Origin of the sequence: Mesorhizobium koreense (assembly GCF_031656215.1) — a bacterium.
Classification (GTDB): Bacteria; Pseudomonadota; Alphaproteobacteria; order Rhizobiales; family Rhizobiaceae; genus Mesorhizobium_L; species Mesorhizobium_L koreense.
Map to the genome: position 1 here is coordinate 3,040,624 of NZ_CP134228.1, position 16,412 is coordinate 3,057,035.

Annotated in this window: 20 protein-coding genes; 16 read left to right on the forward strand and 4 right to left on the reverse strand. The window is 61.7% G+C overall.

Annotated elements, in window-relative coordinates; all coding sequences use genetic code 11:
* Positions 1-37: 37 nt before the first annotated feature.
* Complete coding sequence (locus tag RBH77_RS14450) at positions 38-463, reverse strand: HIT family protein (protein WP_311028295.1); 426 nt, start codon at positions 461-463, stop codon at positions 38-40.
* Positions 464-530: 67 nt separating this feature from the next.
* Here RBH77_RS14450 and RBH77_RS14455 point away from each other — a divergent pair, with 67 nt between their 5' ends.
* Positions 531-866, forward strand: coding sequence for a DMT family transporter (locus RBH77_RS14455; RefSeq protein ID WP_311028296.1), 336 nt, complete (start codon positions 531-533; stop codon positions 864-866).
* On the opposite strand, the gene RBH77_RS14460 is transcribed toward RBH77_RS14455, so the two are convergent.
* From RBH77_RS14460 to RBH77_RS14470, 3 genes are all read right to left on the reverse strand, one after another.
* Positions 835-2,064, reverse strand: a complete 1,230-nt coding sequence (locus tag RBH77_RS14460; RefSeq protein WP_371832781.1) for a GNAT family N-acetyltransferase — start codon at positions 2,062-2,064, stop codon at positions 835-837. The two genes, RBH77_RS14455 and RBH77_RS14460, sit on opposite strands and share 32 nt — an antisense overlap.
* Before the next feature lie 62 nt (positions 2,065-2,126).
* Positions 2,127-2,852 (reverse strand): glycerophosphodiester phosphodiesterase, encoded by a 726-nt coding sequence (locus RBH77_RS14465; protein ID WP_311028298.1) that lies wholly within the window; start codon positions 2,850-2,852, stop codon positions 2,127-2,129.
* A gap of 4 nt (positions 2,853-2,856) precedes the next feature.
* Positions 2,857-3,321 (reverse strand): RidA family protein, encoded by a 465-nt coding sequence (locus tag RBH77_RS14470; protein WP_311028299.1) that lies wholly within the window; start codon positions 3,319-3,321, stop codon positions 2,857-2,859.
* 129 nt (positions 3,322-3,450) lie between these two features.
* On the opposite strand from RBH77_RS14470, the gene RBH77_RS14475 reads away from it, so the two are divergent.
* The 15 genes from RBH77_RS14475 to fabZ all read left to right on the forward strand — a co-directional run bounded on the left by RBH77_RS14475 (position 3,451) and on the right by fabZ (position 16,407).
* Positions 3,451-4,278, forward strand: coding sequence for a cell envelope integrity EipB family protein (locus tag RBH77_RS14475; RefSeq protein ID WP_311028300.1), 828 nt, complete (start codon positions 3,451-3,453; stop codon positions 4,276-4,278).
* A 109-nt stretch (positions 4,279-4,387) separates the two neighbouring features.
* Entirely contained in the window at positions 4,388-4,711 is a 324-nt protein-coding gene (locus tag RBH77_RS14480; protein ID WP_311028301.1) for an ArsR/SmtB family transcription factor, read from the forward strand.
* The gene (locus RBH77_RS14485) at positions 4,708-5,139 is read left to right on the forward strand and encodes an SRPBCC family protein (protein ID WP_311028302.1); all 432 of its coding nucleotides are present in this window, start codon (positions 4,708-4,710) and stop codon (positions 5,137-5,139) included. Before RBH77_RS14480 ends, RBH77_RS14485 begins: the two co-directional genes overlap by 4 nt.
* 38 nt (positions 5,140-5,177) lie before the next feature.
* Positions 5,178-5,387, forward strand: coding sequence for a hypothetical protein (locus RBH77_RS14490; protein WP_311028303.1), 210 nt, complete (start codon positions 5,178-5,180; stop codon positions 5,385-5,387).
* A 69-nt stretch (positions 5,388-5,456) separates the two neighbouring features.
* Complete coding sequence (locus RBH77_RS14495) at positions 5,457-5,855, forward strand: DUF1801 domain-containing protein (protein WP_311028304.1); 399 nt, start codon at positions 5,457-5,459, stop codon at positions 5,853-5,855.
* A 189-nt stretch (positions 5,856-6,044) separates the two neighbouring features.
* Positions 6,045-6,863, forward strand: a complete 819-nt coding sequence (gene rpsB / locus RBH77_RS14500; protein ID WP_311028305.1) for a 30S ribosomal protein S2 — start codon at positions 6,045-6,047, stop codon at positions 6,861-6,863.
* A gap of 122 nt (positions 6,864-6,985) precedes the next feature.
* The gene (gene tsf / locus RBH77_RS14505; RefSeq protein ID WP_311028306.1) at positions 6,986-7,909 is read left to right on the forward strand and encodes a translation elongation factor Ts; all 924 of its coding nucleotides are present in this window, start codon (positions 6,986-6,988) and stop codon (positions 7,907-7,909) included.
* Between the two features lie 96 nt (positions 7,910-8,005).
* Complete coding sequence (gene pyrH, locus RBH77_RS14510) at positions 8,006-8,728, forward strand: UMP kinase (RefSeq protein WP_311032553.1); 723 nt, start codon at positions 8,006-8,008, stop codon at positions 8,726-8,728.
* A 70-nt stretch (positions 8,729-8,798) separates the two neighbouring features.
* Positions 8,799-9,359: a ribosome recycling factor gene (gene frr / locus RBH77_RS14515; RefSeq protein WP_311028307.1), complete on the forward strand. Its 561-nt coding sequence runs from the start codon at positions 8,799-8,801 to the stop codon at positions 9,357-9,359.
* A gap of 31 nt (positions 9,360-9,390) precedes the next feature.
* Positions 9,391-10,110: an isoprenyl transferase gene (locus RBH77_RS14520; RefSeq protein ID WP_311028308.1), complete on the forward strand. Its 720-nt coding sequence runs from the start codon at positions 9,391-9,393 to the stop codon at positions 10,108-10,110.
* A 41-nt stretch (positions 10,111-10,151) separates the two neighbouring features.
* Positions 10,152-10,961: a phosphatidate cytidylyltransferase gene (locus RBH77_RS14525; RefSeq protein ID WP_311028309.1), complete on the forward strand. Its 810-nt coding sequence runs from the start codon at positions 10,152-10,154 to the stop codon at positions 10,959-10,961.
* 93 nt (positions 10,962-11,054) lie between these two features.
* Complete coding sequence (rseP, locus tag RBH77_RS14530; protein WP_311028310.1) at positions 11,055-12,191, forward strand: RIP metalloprotease RseP; 1,137 nt, start codon at positions 11,055-11,057, stop codon at positions 12,189-12,191.
* Between the two features lie 225 nt (positions 12,192-12,416).
* Positions 12,417-14,819, forward strand: coding sequence for an outer membrane protein assembly factor BamA (gene bamA / locus RBH77_RS14535; RefSeq protein WP_311028311.1), 2,403 nt, complete (start codon positions 12,417-12,419; stop codon positions 14,817-14,819).
* A 68-nt stretch (positions 14,820-14,887) separates the two neighbouring features.
* A complete protein-coding gene (gene lpxD / locus RBH77_RS14540) occupies positions 14,888-15,943 on the forward strand; it encodes a UDP-3-O-(3-hydroxymyristoyl)glucosamine N-acyltransferase (protein ID WP_311028312.1) in 1,056 nt (351 codons plus the stop codon).
* Positions 15,940-16,407, forward strand: coding sequence for a 3-hydroxyacyl-ACP dehydratase FabZ (gene fabZ, locus RBH77_RS14545; RefSeq protein WP_311028313.1), 468 nt, complete (start codon positions 15,940-15,942; stop codon positions 16,405-16,407). Before lpxD ends, fabZ begins: the two co-directional genes overlap by 4 nt.
* The last annotated feature ends 5 nt before the right edge of the window (positions 16,408-16,412 follow it).

The following is a 16,412-nucleotide window of genomic DNA, read 5'->3' on the forward strand; positions in this document are numbered from 1 at the left end:
AGGAAAGGCCAGCCGGTCGGTGAGGGCCAGGCGGCGGTCAGGCAACCTCGAGCGCGGCGCTTATTCTTGCCGCATTTTCGGCGAGGACCTTCGGGTCCTCCATCGGGCCGGCGGGCGGTTTCAGGGCGACGCCGGCGAAGCGCGGAATGACGTGGACGTGCAGGTGGAACACGACCTGCCCGCCTTCGGTTTCGTTGAATTGCTGGATGGTCAATCCCGGTGCGTCGAAGGCATTCATGGTCGCACGGCCGACTTTTTGCACAGTGCGCATGACGGCGGCCAGGCTCGCCGGATCGACATCAAGGATATTTCGGGCAGGCTTCTTCGGAATGACCAGCGAATGACCGGGGCCGCGCGGCATGATGTCCATGAAGGCAAAGGTCTCATCGTCCTCGCAAATCTTGTGCGAAGGGATTTCGCCCCGCAGGATCTTGGCGAAGATGTTGTCGTTGTCGTAGCCCATCACTGTCCTCTCATGGCGATCCGGCGCATCATCGCCCCGCCGCAGGCGGCGAATCAAGGGCTGCTCGATGCTGTGGAATTATCTCTATCTGACGATTGCCGTTGTATTCGAGGTCGTGGCGACCACCGCACTGAAGGAAACGCAGGGCTTTACCCGGTTAGCTCCGTCGTTGGTCGTGGTGGTCGGCTACGGCTTCGCCTTCTATTTCCTTGCATTGGCGTTGCGTACCATGCCGGTCGGCGTGGTCTACGCGCTTTGGAGCGGTGCCGGCATCCTTCTGGTCACTTCGATCGGCTGGCTGTGGTTCAGGCAGGTTCTCGATGTCCCCGCGCTCGCCGGCATGGCGCTGATCCTGGCCGGCGTGGTGGTCATCAATCTGTTTTCGAAGACTCTGGTTCATTGACCGCGGCATCCCCCTTGCGGAACGGGCCGTGCCGGCCGAGCATTTCGCCCGTGCGCGCCACTTCCCGACGCTCCCGGTCCAGATAATCGGCGACCGCGTTCCTGAAGCCTGCATGCGGAATGTAATGCGCGGAGGTGGTGGTGACCGGCATATAGCCACGCGCCAGCTTGTGCTGGCCCTGTGCGCCCGCCTCGACGACCTTCAATCCGCGCTCGATCGCGAATTCGATGGCCTGGTGATAACAGACCTCGAAATGCAGGAAGGGATGGTCCTCGATGCAGCCCCAGTTGCGGCCGAAAAGCCTGTCCGAGCCGATGAAATTTATGGCACCGGCGATATAGCGGCCGTCCCGCCTGGCCATGACGAGCAGGATATCGTCGGCCATGCGCTCGCCGATCAGCGAGAAGAATTTGCGATTGAGATAGGGCCGGCCCCATTTGCGGCTGCCGGTATCCATATAGAAGGAAAAGAAATCGTCCCAGGCGCGCTCGGTGAGGGCCTTCCCCGTCAGGCGGTCTATCGTGATGCCGTCCGCGACGGCCTCGCGCCTTTCCTTCTTCAGCGCCTTCCTTTTGCGCGAGGCGAGCGAAGCGAGGAAATCATCATAGGCCGAATAGCCCTCGTTGAAGAAGTGGAACTGCTGGTCGGTGCGCAAGAGGAAGCCGGCATCATCGAGTGCTGAAACGTCGGCTTTCTCGGCGAAGGTGACATGAGCGGAGGAAACGCCGAGCCGCTCTGTCAGCGCCTTCACTCCCGCAACGAGCGCCGCCCGGCCGCTTGCGGGATCGACCGCGCGGTCGACCAGCAGGCGCGGTCCGGTTACCGGCGTAAACGGCACGGATATCTGTAGCTTCGGATAATAGTTGCCGCCGGCCCGCTCAAAAGCGTCGGCCCAGCCATAGTCGAAAACGTATTCGCCCTGGCTGTGCGACTTCACATAACACGGTACTGCACCGATCAGCTGGCCGTCAGGCGATTCGAGGCGGAGATGCTGCGCCATCCAACCGGTGCGGCGTGTCGCGCATCCTGTCTCTTCAAGCGTTCTCAGGAAAGCCAGCGATATGAAAGGGTTGTAGCCGCCCTCCGGGTCGTCTCGCGATGCCCCGCGGAGCCGGTTCCATTCATCGTCTGTGAAGGAGGAAAGGTCGGTCGCGACACGAAGGGTGAATTCGCCTTCACCCTTCGTGTTGCCGTTCATGTTCTGCGTCATGCCGGATTAGATACGCCGCCCGGACATCCTTGCAAGGTGGCGCGCCGTGTTCAGACGGTCGCCACCTCGGGAATAAATCCCTCGAAGGTCATCTGGTCGGCGTATTTGAAGGTGAGGTCGGCTGCCGTCTGATCACGCACCGTCCAGCTTATCACCGGCATGGAAAGCTGTTCGCGCACGAGGCTGACGAAGCGGTTCGGCATGTCGGCGAGACAATAAGAGACGAAGGAGAGATCATAGGCCAGCATGGCGAAGTGCCCTTCGATGTCCTTGTCCGTCTGGCCGAGCGCGGTCAGGCCGGCGGGTATGCCCGGCGCGTCCTTGGGAAATTGCCTGATCAGCCAATGATCGAAGGACATGATGGAAGCCTTGCCCTTATAGCCGGCGAGCAGCCCGGCAACCTTGGCGACAAGGCCGTCATCCTTGCCCTCGGTGCCCTTCAGTTCGATGACCAGCGGCACCTTGCCGGCGACCGTTTTCAGCATCTCTCCAAGAGTAGGGATGGTGTCGTTGCTCGTGCCGATCTTCATCGCAGTAAGTTCCGCGACGGGATGGTCACAGGGCTGCCCGTCGCGGCCGGTCAGCCGCTTCAGATCGTCGTCATGGAAGACGACCGGGACGCCGTCGCTTGAAAGGTGCACGTCGCACTCGATTGCATAGTCGTGGTGAACGGCCTTGCGAAAAGCCGACAGCGTGTTTTCCCAACAAGTCTTGTTGAGATCGTGGAGGCCGCGATGCGCGATCGGCCGTTCGGCAAGCCAGGGAATGGCGATCATGGAATTACTTTGCCTCGATGATGGATTCGACTTCGACCGGGGCGTTGAGCGGCAACGAAGCCATCCCGACAGCAACCCGTGAATGCTTGCCGCGCTCGCCGAGGATGGCGGCAAGAAGATCGGAAGCGCCGTTGCCGACGAGATGCTGGTCGGTGAAATCCGGCGTCGAAGCGACGAGGACCGAAATCCTGAGTACGCTCTTTAGCTGTTCGAGATCGCCGAGTGCCGCTTGTGCCTGCGCGAGGATGTTGATGGCGCACAGCCTTGCCGCTTCCTGGCCCGCTGCGACGTCCAGATCGCGCCCAAGCAGGCCGGTGGAGATGAGCTTGCCGTCCTTCAGCGGCAATTGGCCGGAAATGAAGAGCAGGTTGCCGGCCCGGCCGAAGGGCACGTAATTCGCCGCGGGCGCTGCGGGCCTGGGCAGGACGATGCCGTGGGCGTCGAGCCGCATTTGTATGGTGTCGACCATTCCATATTCCTCTTGAATAAATGACTATCCGCTTTGGGGAGGCCTATCTTTTCCGCCTCGCTTCCGCCACGACTTTTTCCGAGCCTGCCGAAAATTCGCTCTCGGCATCCCCCACCGGAGTTCCCCCGTATGGGCTTCATCCGCCAGTTTCTGATTGCCGCCGTCTTGCTCGGTGCGTTCGGCGCGCAGCAGGCCTCCGCACGGTTTCTCGTGTCACATCGGGCGATTTACGATCTCGCGCTCGACAAGGCGAGCGACAAGTCGGGAATCACCAGCCTCAGCGGCCGCATGGTCTACGAATTCAGTGGCTCGCCCTGCGAGGGGTACACGACGAATTTCCGCTATGTCACGCGTATCAACACCGATGACGTGTCCCGGCTTACCGACCAGCAGACGACCACCTTCGAGGATGGCGCCGGCAAGACGTTCAGCTTCGTGACGAAATCCCTGGTCGATCAGGAACTGGACAAGGAGGTCAAGGGCACGGCGACACGCGGTCCGGATGGCATTACGGTCAAGCTGACCAAGCCGCAGAAGGCGGAAATGTCGCTGCAACAAACATGGTTTCCGACGCAGCACCTCGTCGAACTTCTCGGCAAGGCCGAGCATGGCGAGCACTTTTATGAAACTAGCCTCTTCGACGGTTCGGACAACGCGGATCGTGTGATGGCGACGACGGTCGTCGTCGGCAAGCGCACGGAAACGAAACAGGACGATCCGGAATATGTCGCGCTCGGCAGCCTGAAGCACGACCGCTACTGGCCAGTGACGATCGCTTATTTCGATACGAGCGGCGGCAAGGGGAGCGGAATGCTGCCGACCTACAGCATCTCGCTCAAGCTGCACGACAACGGCATCACGCGGGATCTCCTGATGGACTACGGCGATTTCTCGGTGAAGGGCAGGCTGGTCAATCTCGCCACGTTCGACCCGCACGAGGAGAAGTGCAAGCAATAGGCGGTCGCGCGGAATCCGAGCCGGATTTTCAGGAAGCATCGAGGCCCTTGACGGATATATATCCGCATGGTTATAGGTTGATCCATAACCATAAAGTTATCGATGTAGAATGACCGACACTCACGACGCACTCTTCAGGGCGCTTGCCGACCCGACCCGCCGGGCAATCTTCGAGCGACTTTGTCGCGGGGGAGAACAGACGGTCGGCATGATGACGGCGCAGGCCGGAATCTCGCAACCGGCCGTCTCGAAGCATCTCGGCGTCCTTAAGCAAGCCGGGCTGGTTCGTGACCGCCATGAAGGACGTCAAACGCACTATAGCCCTCAGCCCGGTGCCTTGGCGCCGCTGGTCGATTGGTCGAGCCAGATGGCAAACTTCTGGGAAGGCCGGTTCGACAAACTTGAAGACCTGCTCAAAAGGATGGACCAATGAATGAAATGTCGTCCGAAGGCCTTTCCGTCGTCGTCGAGCGGGAGATCGCTTTCCCGCCGGAAAAGGTCTGGCGCGCGCTCACGCAGCCTCACCTGATCGAGGAATGGCTCATGAAGAACGATTTTGAGCCTGTCGTCGGCCACAATTTCAATCTTAGCGGAGAGTGGGGCGGTGTTCTCGACTGCGAGGTCCTGACTGTCGAGCAGAACAGGACGTTGGCATACACCTGGAATTTCAGGCACGAAGATGCCGCCTACGATCTGCGGAGCATGGTGACCTTTACGCTTGCGCCAACGAATGCCGGCACCCGGTTGCGAATGGAGCAGAAGGGCTTCCGACCGGATCAGAAACAGGCCTATGGCGGCGCGAAACACGGGTGGCAGCAGTTCCTTGCCAATCTCGAGCAAGTGCTCGGGCGGATGGACTAGAGATTATCCGGAACCGGATGCAAACCGTGGAGGTTCGATTGAACTGGAATAGCTGGATCCGCCAGGCACATCGCTGGCTGGCAATCGTTTTCACATTGGCGGTTGTCGCCAATTTCATCACCATGGCATTTGGGCAACCGCCCGCCTGGATAGTGTATTCGCCGCTGCCTCCGCTGTTCCTGATGCTTTTCAGCGGACTCTACATGTTCTTCCTGCCGTATTTCGTGGAAACGCGCGACCGGATATAATCCGTAAAAGGTGCACCGGCCTGTCTCTCCGCGATGTGCGGGAGGAACGCCCGTAGAGGAAGCGGTGGAATGAAAGCAGATGAAGAAGCCTCCGCCTCCGAACTGATCGATCAGAAGATCGAACGGCTTGGCGACTGGCGCGGCGAAGCGCTGGCCAGGGTCAGGGAGATCATCCGAGCGGCCGATCCCGAGATGGTCGAAGTGGTGAAATGGCGGAAGCCGTCAAACCCGCTGGGTGTTCCCGTGTGGGAGCATGCCGGGATCATCTGCACCGGCGAGATCTACAGGGACAAGGTGAAGATGACCTTCGCCAGGGGCGCGTCGGTGGAGGACCCCTCGAGCCTTTTCAACTCCAGCCTCGATGGCAATACGAGGCGCGCCATCGATATCCGCAAAGGCGACCGGATCGACGAGGAGGCGCTGACGGCGCTCGTTCGCGCGGCCGTGGCAGCGAACGTTTCGACATAGGCTAAGCGTCGCCCGGGCAAGCCCGGTACCCACGGCTTGCGTTTCCTTTGCCGAGCCTCTATATGCGCGCTCATTCCACACACGGATCATGGTTTTCGTCCGGGAGAAATCCGGCGGAGACCGCCGGTGGCGGCCTGGAAATTCCGGTCGTCAGGATTCGTGGAGGCTTGAACCGGAAAGGACGATTGAATGGCTCTGCCTGATTTCAGCATGCGCCAGCTTCTGGAAGCTGGTGTTCACTTTGGCCACCAGACCCACCGCTGGAACCCGAAGATGGCGCCCTATATCTTCGGCGCCCGCAACAATGTTCACATCATCGATCTCTCGCAGACGGTGCCGATGCTGCACCAGGCGCTGAAGGTCATATCCGACACGGTCGCCGGCGGCGGCCGCGTGCTGTTCGTCGGCACCAAGCGCCAGGCGTCCGAACTGGTCGCCGATGCGGCGCAGCGCTCGGCGCAATACTACGTCAATTCGCGCTGGCTGGGTGGCATGCTCACCAACTGGAAAACGATCTCCAACTCGATCCAGCGCCTGCGCAAGCTCGACGAGTTGCTCGCCGGCGAGGCCCAGGGCTTCACCAAGAAGGAGCGCCTTACGCTCGATCGTGAGCGCGACAAGCTGAACCGTGCGCTCGGCGGCATCAAGGACATGGGCTCGACGCCGGACCTGATATTCGTGATCGACACCAACAAGGAAGCGATCGCGATCCAGGAAGCCAAGCGGCTTGGCATCCCGGTCGTGGCGATCGTCGATTCCAACTGCGATCCGGACAAGATCGACTACGCCGTGCCGGGCAATGACGACGCCGCACGCGCCATCTCGCTTTATTGCGACCTGGTCTCGAAGGCGGCGATCGACGGCATCGCCCGCCAGCAAGGTGCGCTCGGCGTTGATATCGGCGCTTCCGAAGAGGCGCCGGTGGAACCGGCTCTGGAAGAAGCCGCGGCAGATGCACCGGCCGAACCCGAAGCCCCGGCTTCCGTCGAGGGCTCCGCGAACGCCTGATCCGGGCTTAGCGGCTTTATAGTTCGAGGGAGCGCGCTTTGCCGCGCTCCGAACATTTCCGTCGCATCGGCGCCCGCCCCACAATGGCCGGCGCTTTTGCGTATTTGAATGACGAGGCAAAGATGAGCATTTCCGCAGCACAGGTGAAAGAACTCCGCGACATGACAGGCGCGGGCATGATGGATTGCAAGGCGGCTCTTACCGAGACCGACGGTAATATGGAGGACGCGGTCGACTGGCTGCGCAAGAAGGGCATCGCCAAGGCCGACAAGAAGGCCGGACGGACCGCCGCCGAGGGTTTGATCGGCGTTGCGGCCAACGATCTTTCCGCCGTGGTGGTCGAGGTCAACTCCGAGACCGATTTCGTAGCGCGCAACGACGCCTTCCAGGACATCGTGCGCAATGTAGCGCAGGTGGCGCTTGCGACCGACGGTTCGAGCGAGGCGGTGGCGAACGCCGCCTATCCCGGTTCCGGCAAGAGCGTGACCGAGACGATCAAGGATGCGGTCGGCACGATCGGCGAGAACATGGGTTTCCGTCGCTCGGCGAAGCTCTCGGTGAAGTCGGGCGCCGTGGCGACCTACATCCACAACGCCGCGGCCGACAATCTCGGCAAGATCGGCGTGCTGGTTGCCGTCGAGACGGCTGGAGACGCCGCAAAAGCTCGCGCTTTCGGCCGTCAGGTCGCGATGCATGTCGCGGCGATAACGCCGATGGCGCTGACCGAGGCGGAGATCGATGCGGCCGCGGTCGCCCGCGAGAAGGCGATCTTCTCGGAGCAGGCGCGTGCATCCGGCAAGCCGGAAGCGATAATCGAGAAGATGGTCGAGGGCCGTATGCGCAAGTTCTATGAGGAAGTTGTGCTCCTCAAGCAGGCTTTCGTGGTCAATCCCGACCTGACCGTCGAGCAGGCGCTCAAGGACGCGGCGAAGGATATCGGCGCGCCGGCCACGATCACCGGCTATGTCCGCTTCGCCCTCGGCGAGGGTATCGAGCGCGAGACGTCCGACTTTGCCGCCGAGGTTGCGGCCGCCGTGAAGAAGTAGGCCTGTTCAAAGGCTTCACGTTCCATGAGGGCATCGCGTGACATCGCGGTGCCCTTCGTGTATCCGGGTTCCGCCTTCCACCATTTCGAGGAAAACATGCCGGAAACACCCCGCTACCGCCGCGTGCTTCTGAAAGCTTCCGGCGAAGCATTGATGGGCGAACAGGGGTTCGGCATCGACGTTTCCGTCGTCGACCGCATCGCCGCCGACATCGCCGAGGCGCGCCAGATGGGCGTCGAAGTGGCGGTGGTGATCGGCGGCGGCAACATCTTCCGTGGCGTCGCCGTCGCTTCGAAGGGAGGCGACCGCGTCACCGGCGACCATATGGGGATGCTCGGTACGGTCATTAACTCGTTGGCACTGCGCACCTCGCTTGTGAAGATCGGCGTGGATGCCGTTGTTCTTTCTGCGATTGCCATGCCGGAATTGTGCGAAAGCTTCTCGCAACGCCAAGCGACGGCCTATATCGATGCCGGCAAGGTGGTGATCTTCGCCGGCGGTACCGGCAACCCGTTCTTCACGACCGATTCGGCAGCCGCGCTACGGGCCGCTGAGATCGGCGCCGACGCTCTTTTCAAGGGAACACAGGTCGACGGCGTCTATTCGGACGATCCGAAGAGGAACCCCTCGGCAAAACGCTACGATCATATAACTCACGAGCAGGTGTTGAATGACGGCCTGCTGGTTATGGACACAACGGCGATTGCGCTTGCGCGGGAGAACAACATCCCCATAATCGTCTACTCCATTCACGAAAAAGGCGGCTTCGGCGCAATCCTCAGGGGTGAGGGCCGGTGCACCGTCGTGTCGGATGCGTAGTGCCGGAAACGGCTTCAATTTGGAAGGCAGGTCGATCCTGGGTTCGGCGGCCGGTACGGGAGGCGTCTAGATGAGCAACTCCATCGATTTCAACGACATGCAACGCCGCATGGACGGCGCCATTCATGCCTACAAGAACGATCTGGCATCGCTCCGCACCGGCCGTGCCTCGGGCAACCTTCTCGATGCGGTCAATGTCGATGCCTATGGCACGTCGATGCCGGTCAACCAGGTGGCCACGATAACAGTCCCCGAACCGCGCATGATCTCGGTTTCGGTCTGGGACAAGCAGATGGTGGGAGCGGTCGACCGAGCGATCCGCGAATCCAACCTCGGCTTCAACCCGATCGTGGACGGCGCGACGCTCAGAATTCCCCTGCCGGAACTTACCGAGGATCGGCGCAAGCAGCTTGTGAAGATCGCGCATCAATATGCCGAGCAGGCGAGGGTCGCGGTGCGGCATGTGCGCCGTGACGGCATGGAGCATATCAAGAAGGCGGAGAAGGACGGGGAAATCAGCCAGGACGACAGCCGTGTCCATTCCGACCGCGTGCAGAAATTGACAGACGACACCATCGCTTCCATCGATAGCCTTCTCGGCGAGAAGGAAGCGGAAATCCTGCAGGTCTGAACCACGCCGAGCAGGCTGGCGAAAGAAGCGGATGGCGAAGCCGACGCATATCGCGATCATCATGGACGGCAACGGGCGCTGGGCGAAGGCGCGGGGCCTGCCGCGTGCCGCAGGGCACAGGGCAGGCGTCGAGGCGTTGCGCGAGACGGTGCGCGCGGCCGGCGACATGCGCATTCCCTGGCTGACCGTCTACGCTTTTTCCTCGGAGAACTGGACACGCCCCAAGGCCGAGGTGAGCGACCTCATGGGACTGCTCAAGCTTTTCATCCGCCGCGACCTTGCCGAACTGCATCGGAACGGTGTCAGGGTGCTGGTGATCGGCGACCGGGAAAACCTCGCGTCGGATATCAAGATGCTTCTTGATGAAGCTGAATCACTTACGAAAACCAATACGAACATGAACCTGGTGATCGCCTTCAACTATGGCGCCAGGGACGAGATCGCGCGGGCGGCGCGGAAACTCGCACAGGCGATGGCGGCCGGGAACCTTACCGCGGGAGAGATAACGCCCGAATCTTTCGAGGCTTTCCTGGATACGGCCGCGATGCCGGATCCCGATCTCGTCATCCGCACGAGCGGCGAGCAGCGCCTTTCCAATTTCCTTCTCTGGCAGGCCGCCTACAGCGAATTGGTGTTCATGCCCTGTTACTGGCCTGATTTCGACCGGCGCAAGCTGGCGGAGGCGATCGAAATCTATTCGTCCCGCGACCGCCGGTTCGGCGGGGTCGCGGCGCAAGACGTGGCATTGTGAGCGCCAGTCCGGATGAGCGGCGGGCCGCTTCGCGAGGCGGGATGAACAATCTTCAGACACGAGCGCTGTCCGCCATCGTGTTGGCGGGCGCTGTACTGTGGCTCACATGGCTGGGGGGCATCCCCTTCAGGCTGTTGGTAATTCTCGGCGCGGCGCTGGTCTATTACGAATGGGTTTCGATGGCGGGGCTTCGAATCCATCGCTGGGCCATCGGTGGCTTTGCGCTGGCTGTCGTCGCGGCCATGCTCGTCTCGGGATTTTCGGCGGGCGCACTGGCCGTCGTCCTGCTGGCCGGCATCGGCGTCACGCTCGCCGCCGGATTGGGGTTGGGTCGCGAGACGTCCGCCGCTGCGGCGCTTGCCTACGCGGGCATTGCGGCCGTCAGTCTTGCCTTGCTGCGGGGCGACGACGGAGCCGGGCTGAAAGTCGTCCTTTTCCTGTTCGCCGTCGTCTGGGCGACCGACATCGCCGCTTATTTCACCGGAAAGGCGCTCGGTGGGCCGAAGCTCGCCCCATCGATCTCGCCCGGGAAAACCTGGAGCGGGGCGATCGGCGGTACGGCCGCGGGTGTCATGGCAGGTGTGGCGGCAGCCGCCGCGGCGGGCTCCGGCGCTATGGCTGTCGTGACCGTGGCGGCATTTGTGCTGGCGGTCGTGGCGCAGGCGGGGGACCTTTTCGAATCGGCGGTGAAGCGACGTTTCGGCGTAAAGGATTCAAGCCGCATCATCCCCGGTCATGGCGGCCTGATGGACCGCGTCGACGGGCTTGTGGCCGCGGGCTTCGCCCTTTATCTGATCGGCGCGGCGCTCGGCGGGATGGACCAGCCGTCGCATGGCTTCTTCGGCCCGTAATAGCATTATATTCCGGCCATCGAATCGCCGGGATCGAATCGCAACCCACGGGGCCGCTGGTCGCGGAACCAAGCCGAAGGAACGCCTCCAGGAATGCTCTCTTCCCTTTTCAGCACCAACGGCGTCCTGATCGGCACGATCGTGCCGTTCCTGTTCGTGCTGACGGTCGTCGTCTTCGTGCACGAGATGGGTCATTACCTCGTCGGCCGCTGGTGCGGCATCGGGGTGAAGGCGTTCTCGATCGGCTTCGGGCCGGAAATCGCCGGCTTCAACGACCGGCGCGGGACCCGCTGGAAGCTCTGCCTCATCCCGCTTGGCGGCTATGTGAAGTTCGTCGGCGACATGAGCGCCACCAGCACCCCCGATCCCGAGGGGATGGAGGCGCTTACCAGCGAAGAGCGGAAGGTGGCTTTCCACACGCAGGCGCTGTGGAAGCGGGCGGCAACCGTTTTTGCGGGGCCGTTCTTCAACTTCCTGCTGACGATCGCCGTTTTCACTGTTCTTTTCGCCACTTACGGCCGCTACGTGGCCGAGCCGATGGTGGCGAATGTGCAGCCGGACAGCCCGGCTGCGGTGGCCGGCTTCATGCCCGGCGACCGCTTCGTTTCCGTGAACGGCGTGAAGGTGGAGACGTTCGCCGACGTGCAGCGCCTGGTGTCGCCCAACGCCGGCGAGGCGCTTCGCTTCGTCGTAAAGCGGGGTGGCAAGGACGTCACGCTGACCGCCACGCCCAGACTGACCGAGGAGACCGACGCGCTTGGCAACAAGATCAAGGTCGGCGTCATCGGTGTGGTCAACGACCAGACGCTGGGCCAGCCGCACGTCGTCTCCTACGGGCCCGTCGAGGCGTTCGCCCAGGCGACTGTCGAGACGTGGCGAATCATCGGCCGCACCGGGGACTTCCTCAGCCGCTTCGCCGTCGGACGCGAGGACAGATGCCAGCTTGGCGGCCCCGTCAAGATCGCGGACATGGCGGGCAAGGCGGCGCAGCTGGGCTTCGAGTGGCTGATACAACTTGTCGCCTTGTTGTCGGTGGGTATAGGCGTGCTCAATCTGCTGCCGATTCCACCGCTGGACGGCGGGCACCTGCTTTTCTATGCGCTGGAAGCGGTGTTTCGACGGCCGGTATCGGAGAAGGTTGTCGATATCGTCTACAAGGCGGGGTTGCTTGCCGTTCTCCTGTTCATGGGGTTCGTGTTCTGGAATGATATTTTTGGCTGTCGGACGTGAGTGGAGGGAAGGGGCGACGCACCGCCCGAAAATGTCCAGAATTGAGACAGCGTTTACCATGCGCTTCGATAGGCGTGACGCGAATGCCACGCCTATCGGTTAAGTAAATACAAATTAACCAGATACCTTGCGTGTAGGGAAAATCCGGCTATTACGGTCTGGGAGTGGCTGCCGATATCCGGGATTTCGCGCCTAGGGGACTACGGGAAAAGGTAAAGAGGCCCGATGAAGGTAACTTCGAGAATTCTGAGCGCCGTCATGGCGGCGGCTCTTTATGTGGGCCTGAGTGTCCCGGTTGCAACCGTATTCGGACTGGTGGCAGTTTCCGCCTCTCACGCGGCGGTGGTGAGCAATATCGAGGTCCGTGGGAATCATCGCGTCGATTCGGCGACGATCCGCAATTACCTGTCCATCAAGCCGGGCAAGCCGTTCAGTAGCGGCGACATCGACGCCGCCGTAAAGCGGCTGTTCTCGACCGGGCTGTTCTCGGATGTCCAGATCAACCAGGCCGGCGGCACCTTGATAATCCAGGTCTCGGAATACGCGACCGTCAACCAGGTGATCTTCGTCGGCAACAAGAAGATCAAGGACGAGGACCTGGCGCGCGGGATCCAGATGAAATCGCAGGGTTCGTTCTCGAACGCCATCATGGATGCGGACGTCAAGCGGATCAAGGAAGCCTACGATCATATCGGACGCAGCGACGCGACCGTCTCGCCCCAGGTGATCGACCTGGGCGAAGGCCGCGTGAACGTCGTTTTCCATATCAACGAAGGTGGCCGCACCAAGATCGAGGCCATCAACTTCATCGGCAACAAGGCCTTCAGCGACCGGCGCCTGTCGGATGTGATTTCGACCAAGAAATCGAACATCCTCTCCTTCCTGATGCGCAACGATGTCTACAGCGAGGACAGGCTGAGGGTCGACGAGGAGGCGCTCCGCCGCTTCTATTACAATCATGGCTACGCCGATTTCCGTGTCGTGTCGTCTTCGGCCGACCTGAACGACGCCAACAACGAATACACGATCAATATCACCGTGGATGAAGGCCAGCGTTACCGGTTCGGCGACATTACGATCGACAGCAGCATCGAAGGTGTCGACGCCAACTCGCTGAACGCGCTCCTGAAGAGCCATAAGGGCGACATCTACAGCGCCAAGAATGTCGAGGATTCGCTGACCGCGCTGACCGAGCACATGGCGGGCCTCGGCTACGCCTTCGCGCGGGTGACGCCTCGTGGCGACCGCGATTTCGAGAACAGGACCATTTCCGTCGCCTATGCCGTGGATGAAGGTCCGCACACTTATATCGAGCGCATCGAAATCCGCGGCAATACGCGTACGCGTGACTATGTCATCCGCCGCGAATTCGACATCGGCGAGGGCGACGCCTTCAACCAGGTGCTCATCCAGCGGGCGAAGAAGCGGCTGGAGGATCTTGACTACTTTACCTCCGTCAACATCTCGACGGCGCCGGGTTCGGAGCCGGACCGGGTTGTCCTGATCGTGGACGTGGTGGAGAAGTCGACCGGCCAGTTCAACATCGGCGCCGGCTATTCCACAGGCGAGACGTCGTCGAGCGGCAAGGGCATCTCGCTGCAGGGATCGATCTCCGAGCGTAACTTCCTCGGCCGCGGCCAGTATATCCGCGTTTCCGCCGGCGGCGGGCTCGACGGTTCGCGCGACTACGCGCTTTCCTTCACCGAGCCGTATTTCCTCGGACGGCGAATTTCCGCTGGCTTCGATATCTACCGCTCGACACGGCAGTATGATCATTATGACAGCCAGTTGACCGGTGGCACGATCCGCTTCGGCCTGCCGATCACGGACGCGCTGTCGACGCAATTCGCCTACAACATCGTCAGCGAGAAGTATGATTATCGTGACTGCGGCAGCGGTGCCACGCTTGGCCATTGCGATCTTTCGAACGTTATCCGCGATGCGATCGAGAACAGCCCGTGGCTCAAGTCTTCGGTTAGCGGTTCGCTCATCTACAATACGATCGACGACATCAAGAATCCTGCCGACGGCATTTATGCCAAGTTCACGACTGAGTATGCCGGTATCGGGGGCGACGCCAATTTCGTGAAGTTCACGGCGCGCGCGAGCTACTACAAGACCATCTCTGAACAGATGGACCTGGTGGCCCTTCTTTCAGGCGGCGCCGGTTATATCCATGGATTTGGCGATGACGGGGCCCGTATCTTCGATCTGTTCCAGAGCAACGATCGTATAATTCGCGGCTTCGAATACAACGGCATCGGCCCATACGACAAGGACTCGAGAGATCATCTCGGCGGCACGACCTACTTTAATGCGACAGCTGAGTTGCAGTTCCCGTTGCCCGTCGTTCCCCCTAGCCTCGGTTTCAGGGGTGCGGTCTTCGCCGACGCGGCAACGCTCTATGGCAATGACCTCAAGAATGAGTGCCTTGATGCAGCGTTCACTCCGGTCCCCGGTTCGAACTGCACCGCCGGCACCGGCATGAAATGGCGTGCGTCGGCAGGCATCAGCCTGATGTGGGCGTCGCCCTTCGGTCCGATCCGGCTCGACTATGCGATCCCGGTCGTGAAAGAGAAGGGCGACAAGGTCCAGAATTTCAACTTCGGCATGTCGACGCAATTCTGACCGGTACGACAATCCCTTCCGGCCCGGCGAGGGCCGAGAAGAAGAGGCATAGCAAAGCGCGCGGCGTCATGGCGGAACCTGTCTTCTTCGCACCGTCGCGCGCTTATACGGCCGGCGAGATCGCTTCGCTTACGGGCGCGAAGCTCGCCAACGCCAGGTTTTCCGACGCCGAGATACGGGGTGTCGCCCCTGTTCAGGACGGCGGCGAAGGCATGCTGGTCTTCATCGACGGCAAGCGGCATGGAGCGCTGCCGAAGGGCTTGCGTGCAGCGGCGCTCATCTGCAACCAGGAAATCGCCGGATACGCACCGCCGGATATGGCTGTCCTGATTTCGGGCAGGCCGGTCTATGCTTTTGCCGCGGCCACACGCGTGCTCTACCCCCTGGCCGCCCGGCCGGGTCCCATCACCGGTGAGACGGGCATCTCGCCCGCCGCGCATGTCGCCGCGGACGCCGAGGTGGAGCCCGGCGCCATCATCGAGGCCGGCGCGGTGGTGGGCGCCGGCGCCGGGATCGGCGCGGGTACGGTCATCGCCGCCAATGCCGTCGTCGGCCCGAACTGCCGCATTGGCAGAAATTGTTACGTGGGACCGGGCGCGAACCTCCTTTCCGCCCTGGTCGGGGACCGCGTGATCATCCATGGGGGCGCAAGGATCGGTCAGGACGGCTTCGGCTATGTGCCGGGGCCGAACGGCCCGGAGAAGATCCCGCAACTCGGCCGCGTCATCATTCAGGACAATGTCGAGATCGGCGCCAACACCACGATCGACCGTGGCGCGATGTCCGACACGGTGATCGGCGAAAGCACGAAGATCGATAATCTCGTGCAGATCGCGCACAATGTGAGGATCGGAAGAGGCTGCATCGTCGCGGGGCAATGCGGTATCGCGGGTTCCGTCACGCTCGGCGATTTCGTCATGCTCGGCGGCAGGGTAGGCGTCTCGGATCACATCACGTTGGGCACCGGCGCGCAGCTCGCCGCCTCCAGCGGGGTGATGGACAACGTGCCCGCCGGTGGGATATGGGCGGGAACGCCGGCCGTTCCGATCCGCGAATTCTTCCGCCAGATCGCCGGCTTGCGCAAGATGTCGAAGAGCAGGCCACGGAAAAGCGAACCGCAATGACCGACACCACCAAAGTGCTCGAAGCGGCGGATATCATGGAGTTGATGAAGCTCCTGCCGCATCGCTACCCTTTTCTGCTGGTCGACCGCATCGTCGATATCGACGGCGACAGTTCCGCGACCGGCATCAAGAACGTCACGGTCAACGAGCCGCATTTCCAAGGCCATTTTCCGCAACAGCCCGTGATGCCGGGCGTGCTGATCGTCGAGGCAATGGCGCAGACCGCCGGCGCCATCTGCATCAAGAATTCCGGCAACGAGATGCCGGCGCTCGTCTATTTCATGACCATCGACAACGCGAAGTTCCGCAAGCCCGTGGTGCCCGGCGACCGCGTCGAGATCAAGGTCCGGAAGATCAAGCAGCGCGGTAATATCTGGCGCTTCGCCTGCGAGGCTCTGGTGGACGGCGGCAAGGTGGCCGAAGCCGATATCTCGGCGATGATGTCTTTCAAGCCGATGGCGTGAGCGTG

Excerpts from the sequence above, each read along its gene's own strand:
- RBH77_RS14455 (WP_311028296.1), top strand. The coding sequence starts at position 531 with ATGCTGTGGAATTATCTCTATCTGACGATTGCCGTTGTATTCGAGGTC.
- RBH77_RS14480 (WP_311028301.1), top strand. The coding sequence starts at position 4,388 with ATGACCGACACTCACGACGCACTCTTCAGGGCGCTTGCCGACCCGACC.
- tsf (WP_311028306.1), top strand. The coding sequence starts at position 6,986 with ATGAGCATTTCCGCAGCACAGGTGAAAGAACTCCGCGACATGACAGGC.
- RBH77_RS14470 (WP_311028299.1), bottom strand. The coding sequence starts at position 3,321 with ATGGTCGACACCATACAAATGCGGCTCGACGCCCACGGCATCGTCCTG.
- RBH77_RS14450 (WP_311028295.1), bottom strand. The coding sequence starts at position 463 with ATGGGCTACGACAACGACAACATCTTCGCCAAGATCCTGCGGGGCGAA.
- RBH77_RS14495 (WP_311028304.1), top strand. The coding sequence starts at position 5,457 with ATGAAAGCAGATGAAGAAGCCTCCGCCTCCGAACTGATCGATCAGAAG.
- RBH77_RS14520 (WP_311028308.1), top strand. The coding sequence starts at position 9,391 with ATGGCGAAGCCGACGCATATCGCGATCATCATGGACGGCAACGGGCGC.
- pyrH (WP_311032553.1), top strand. The coding sequence starts at position 8,006 with ATGCCGGAAACACCCCGCTACCGCCGCGTGCTTCTGAAAGCTTCCGGC.
- frr (WP_311028307.1), top strand. The coding sequence starts at position 8,799 with ATGAGCAACTCCATCGATTTCAACGACATGCAACGCCGCATGGACGGC.
- RBH77_RS14475 (WP_311028300.1), top strand. The coding sequence starts at position 3,451 with ATGGGCTTCATCCGCCAGTTTCTGATTGCCGCCGTCTTGCTCGGTGCG.
- lpxD (WP_311028312.1), top strand. The coding sequence starts at position 14,888 with ATGGCGGAACCTGTCTTCTTCGCACCGTCGCGCGCTTATACGGCCGGC.
- rpsB (WP_311028305.1), top strand. The coding sequence starts at position 6,045 with ATGGCTCTGCCTGATTTCAGCATGCGCCAGCTTCTGGAAGCTGGTGTT.
- RBH77_RS14485 (WP_311028302.1), top strand. The coding sequence starts at position 4,708 with ATGAATGAAATGTCGTCCGAAGGCCTTTCCGTCGTCGTCGAGCGGGAG.
- RBH77_RS14460 (WP_371832781.1), bottom strand. The coding sequence starts at position 2,064 with ATGAACGGCAACACGAAGGGTGAAGGCGAATTCACCCTTCGTGTCGCG.
- RBH77_RS14525 (WP_311028309.1), top strand. The coding sequence starts at position 10,152 with ATGAACAATCTTCAGACACGAGCGCTGTCCGCCATCGTGTTGGCGGGC.
- bamA (WP_311028311.1), top strand. The coding sequence starts at position 12,417 with ATGAAGGTAACTTCGAGAATTCTGAGCGCCGTCATGGCGGCGGCTCTT.
- rseP (WP_311028310.1), top strand. The coding sequence starts at position 11,055 with ATGCTCTCTTCCCTTTTCAGCACCAACGGCGTCCTGATCGGCACGATC.
- RBH77_RS14465 (WP_311028298.1), bottom strand. The coding sequence starts at position 2,852 with ATGATCGCCATTCCCTGGCTTGCCGAACGGCCGATCGCGCATCGCGGC.
- fabZ (WP_311028313.1), top strand. The coding sequence starts at position 15,940 with ATGACCGACACCACCAAAGTGCTCGAAGCGGCGGATATCATGGAGTTG.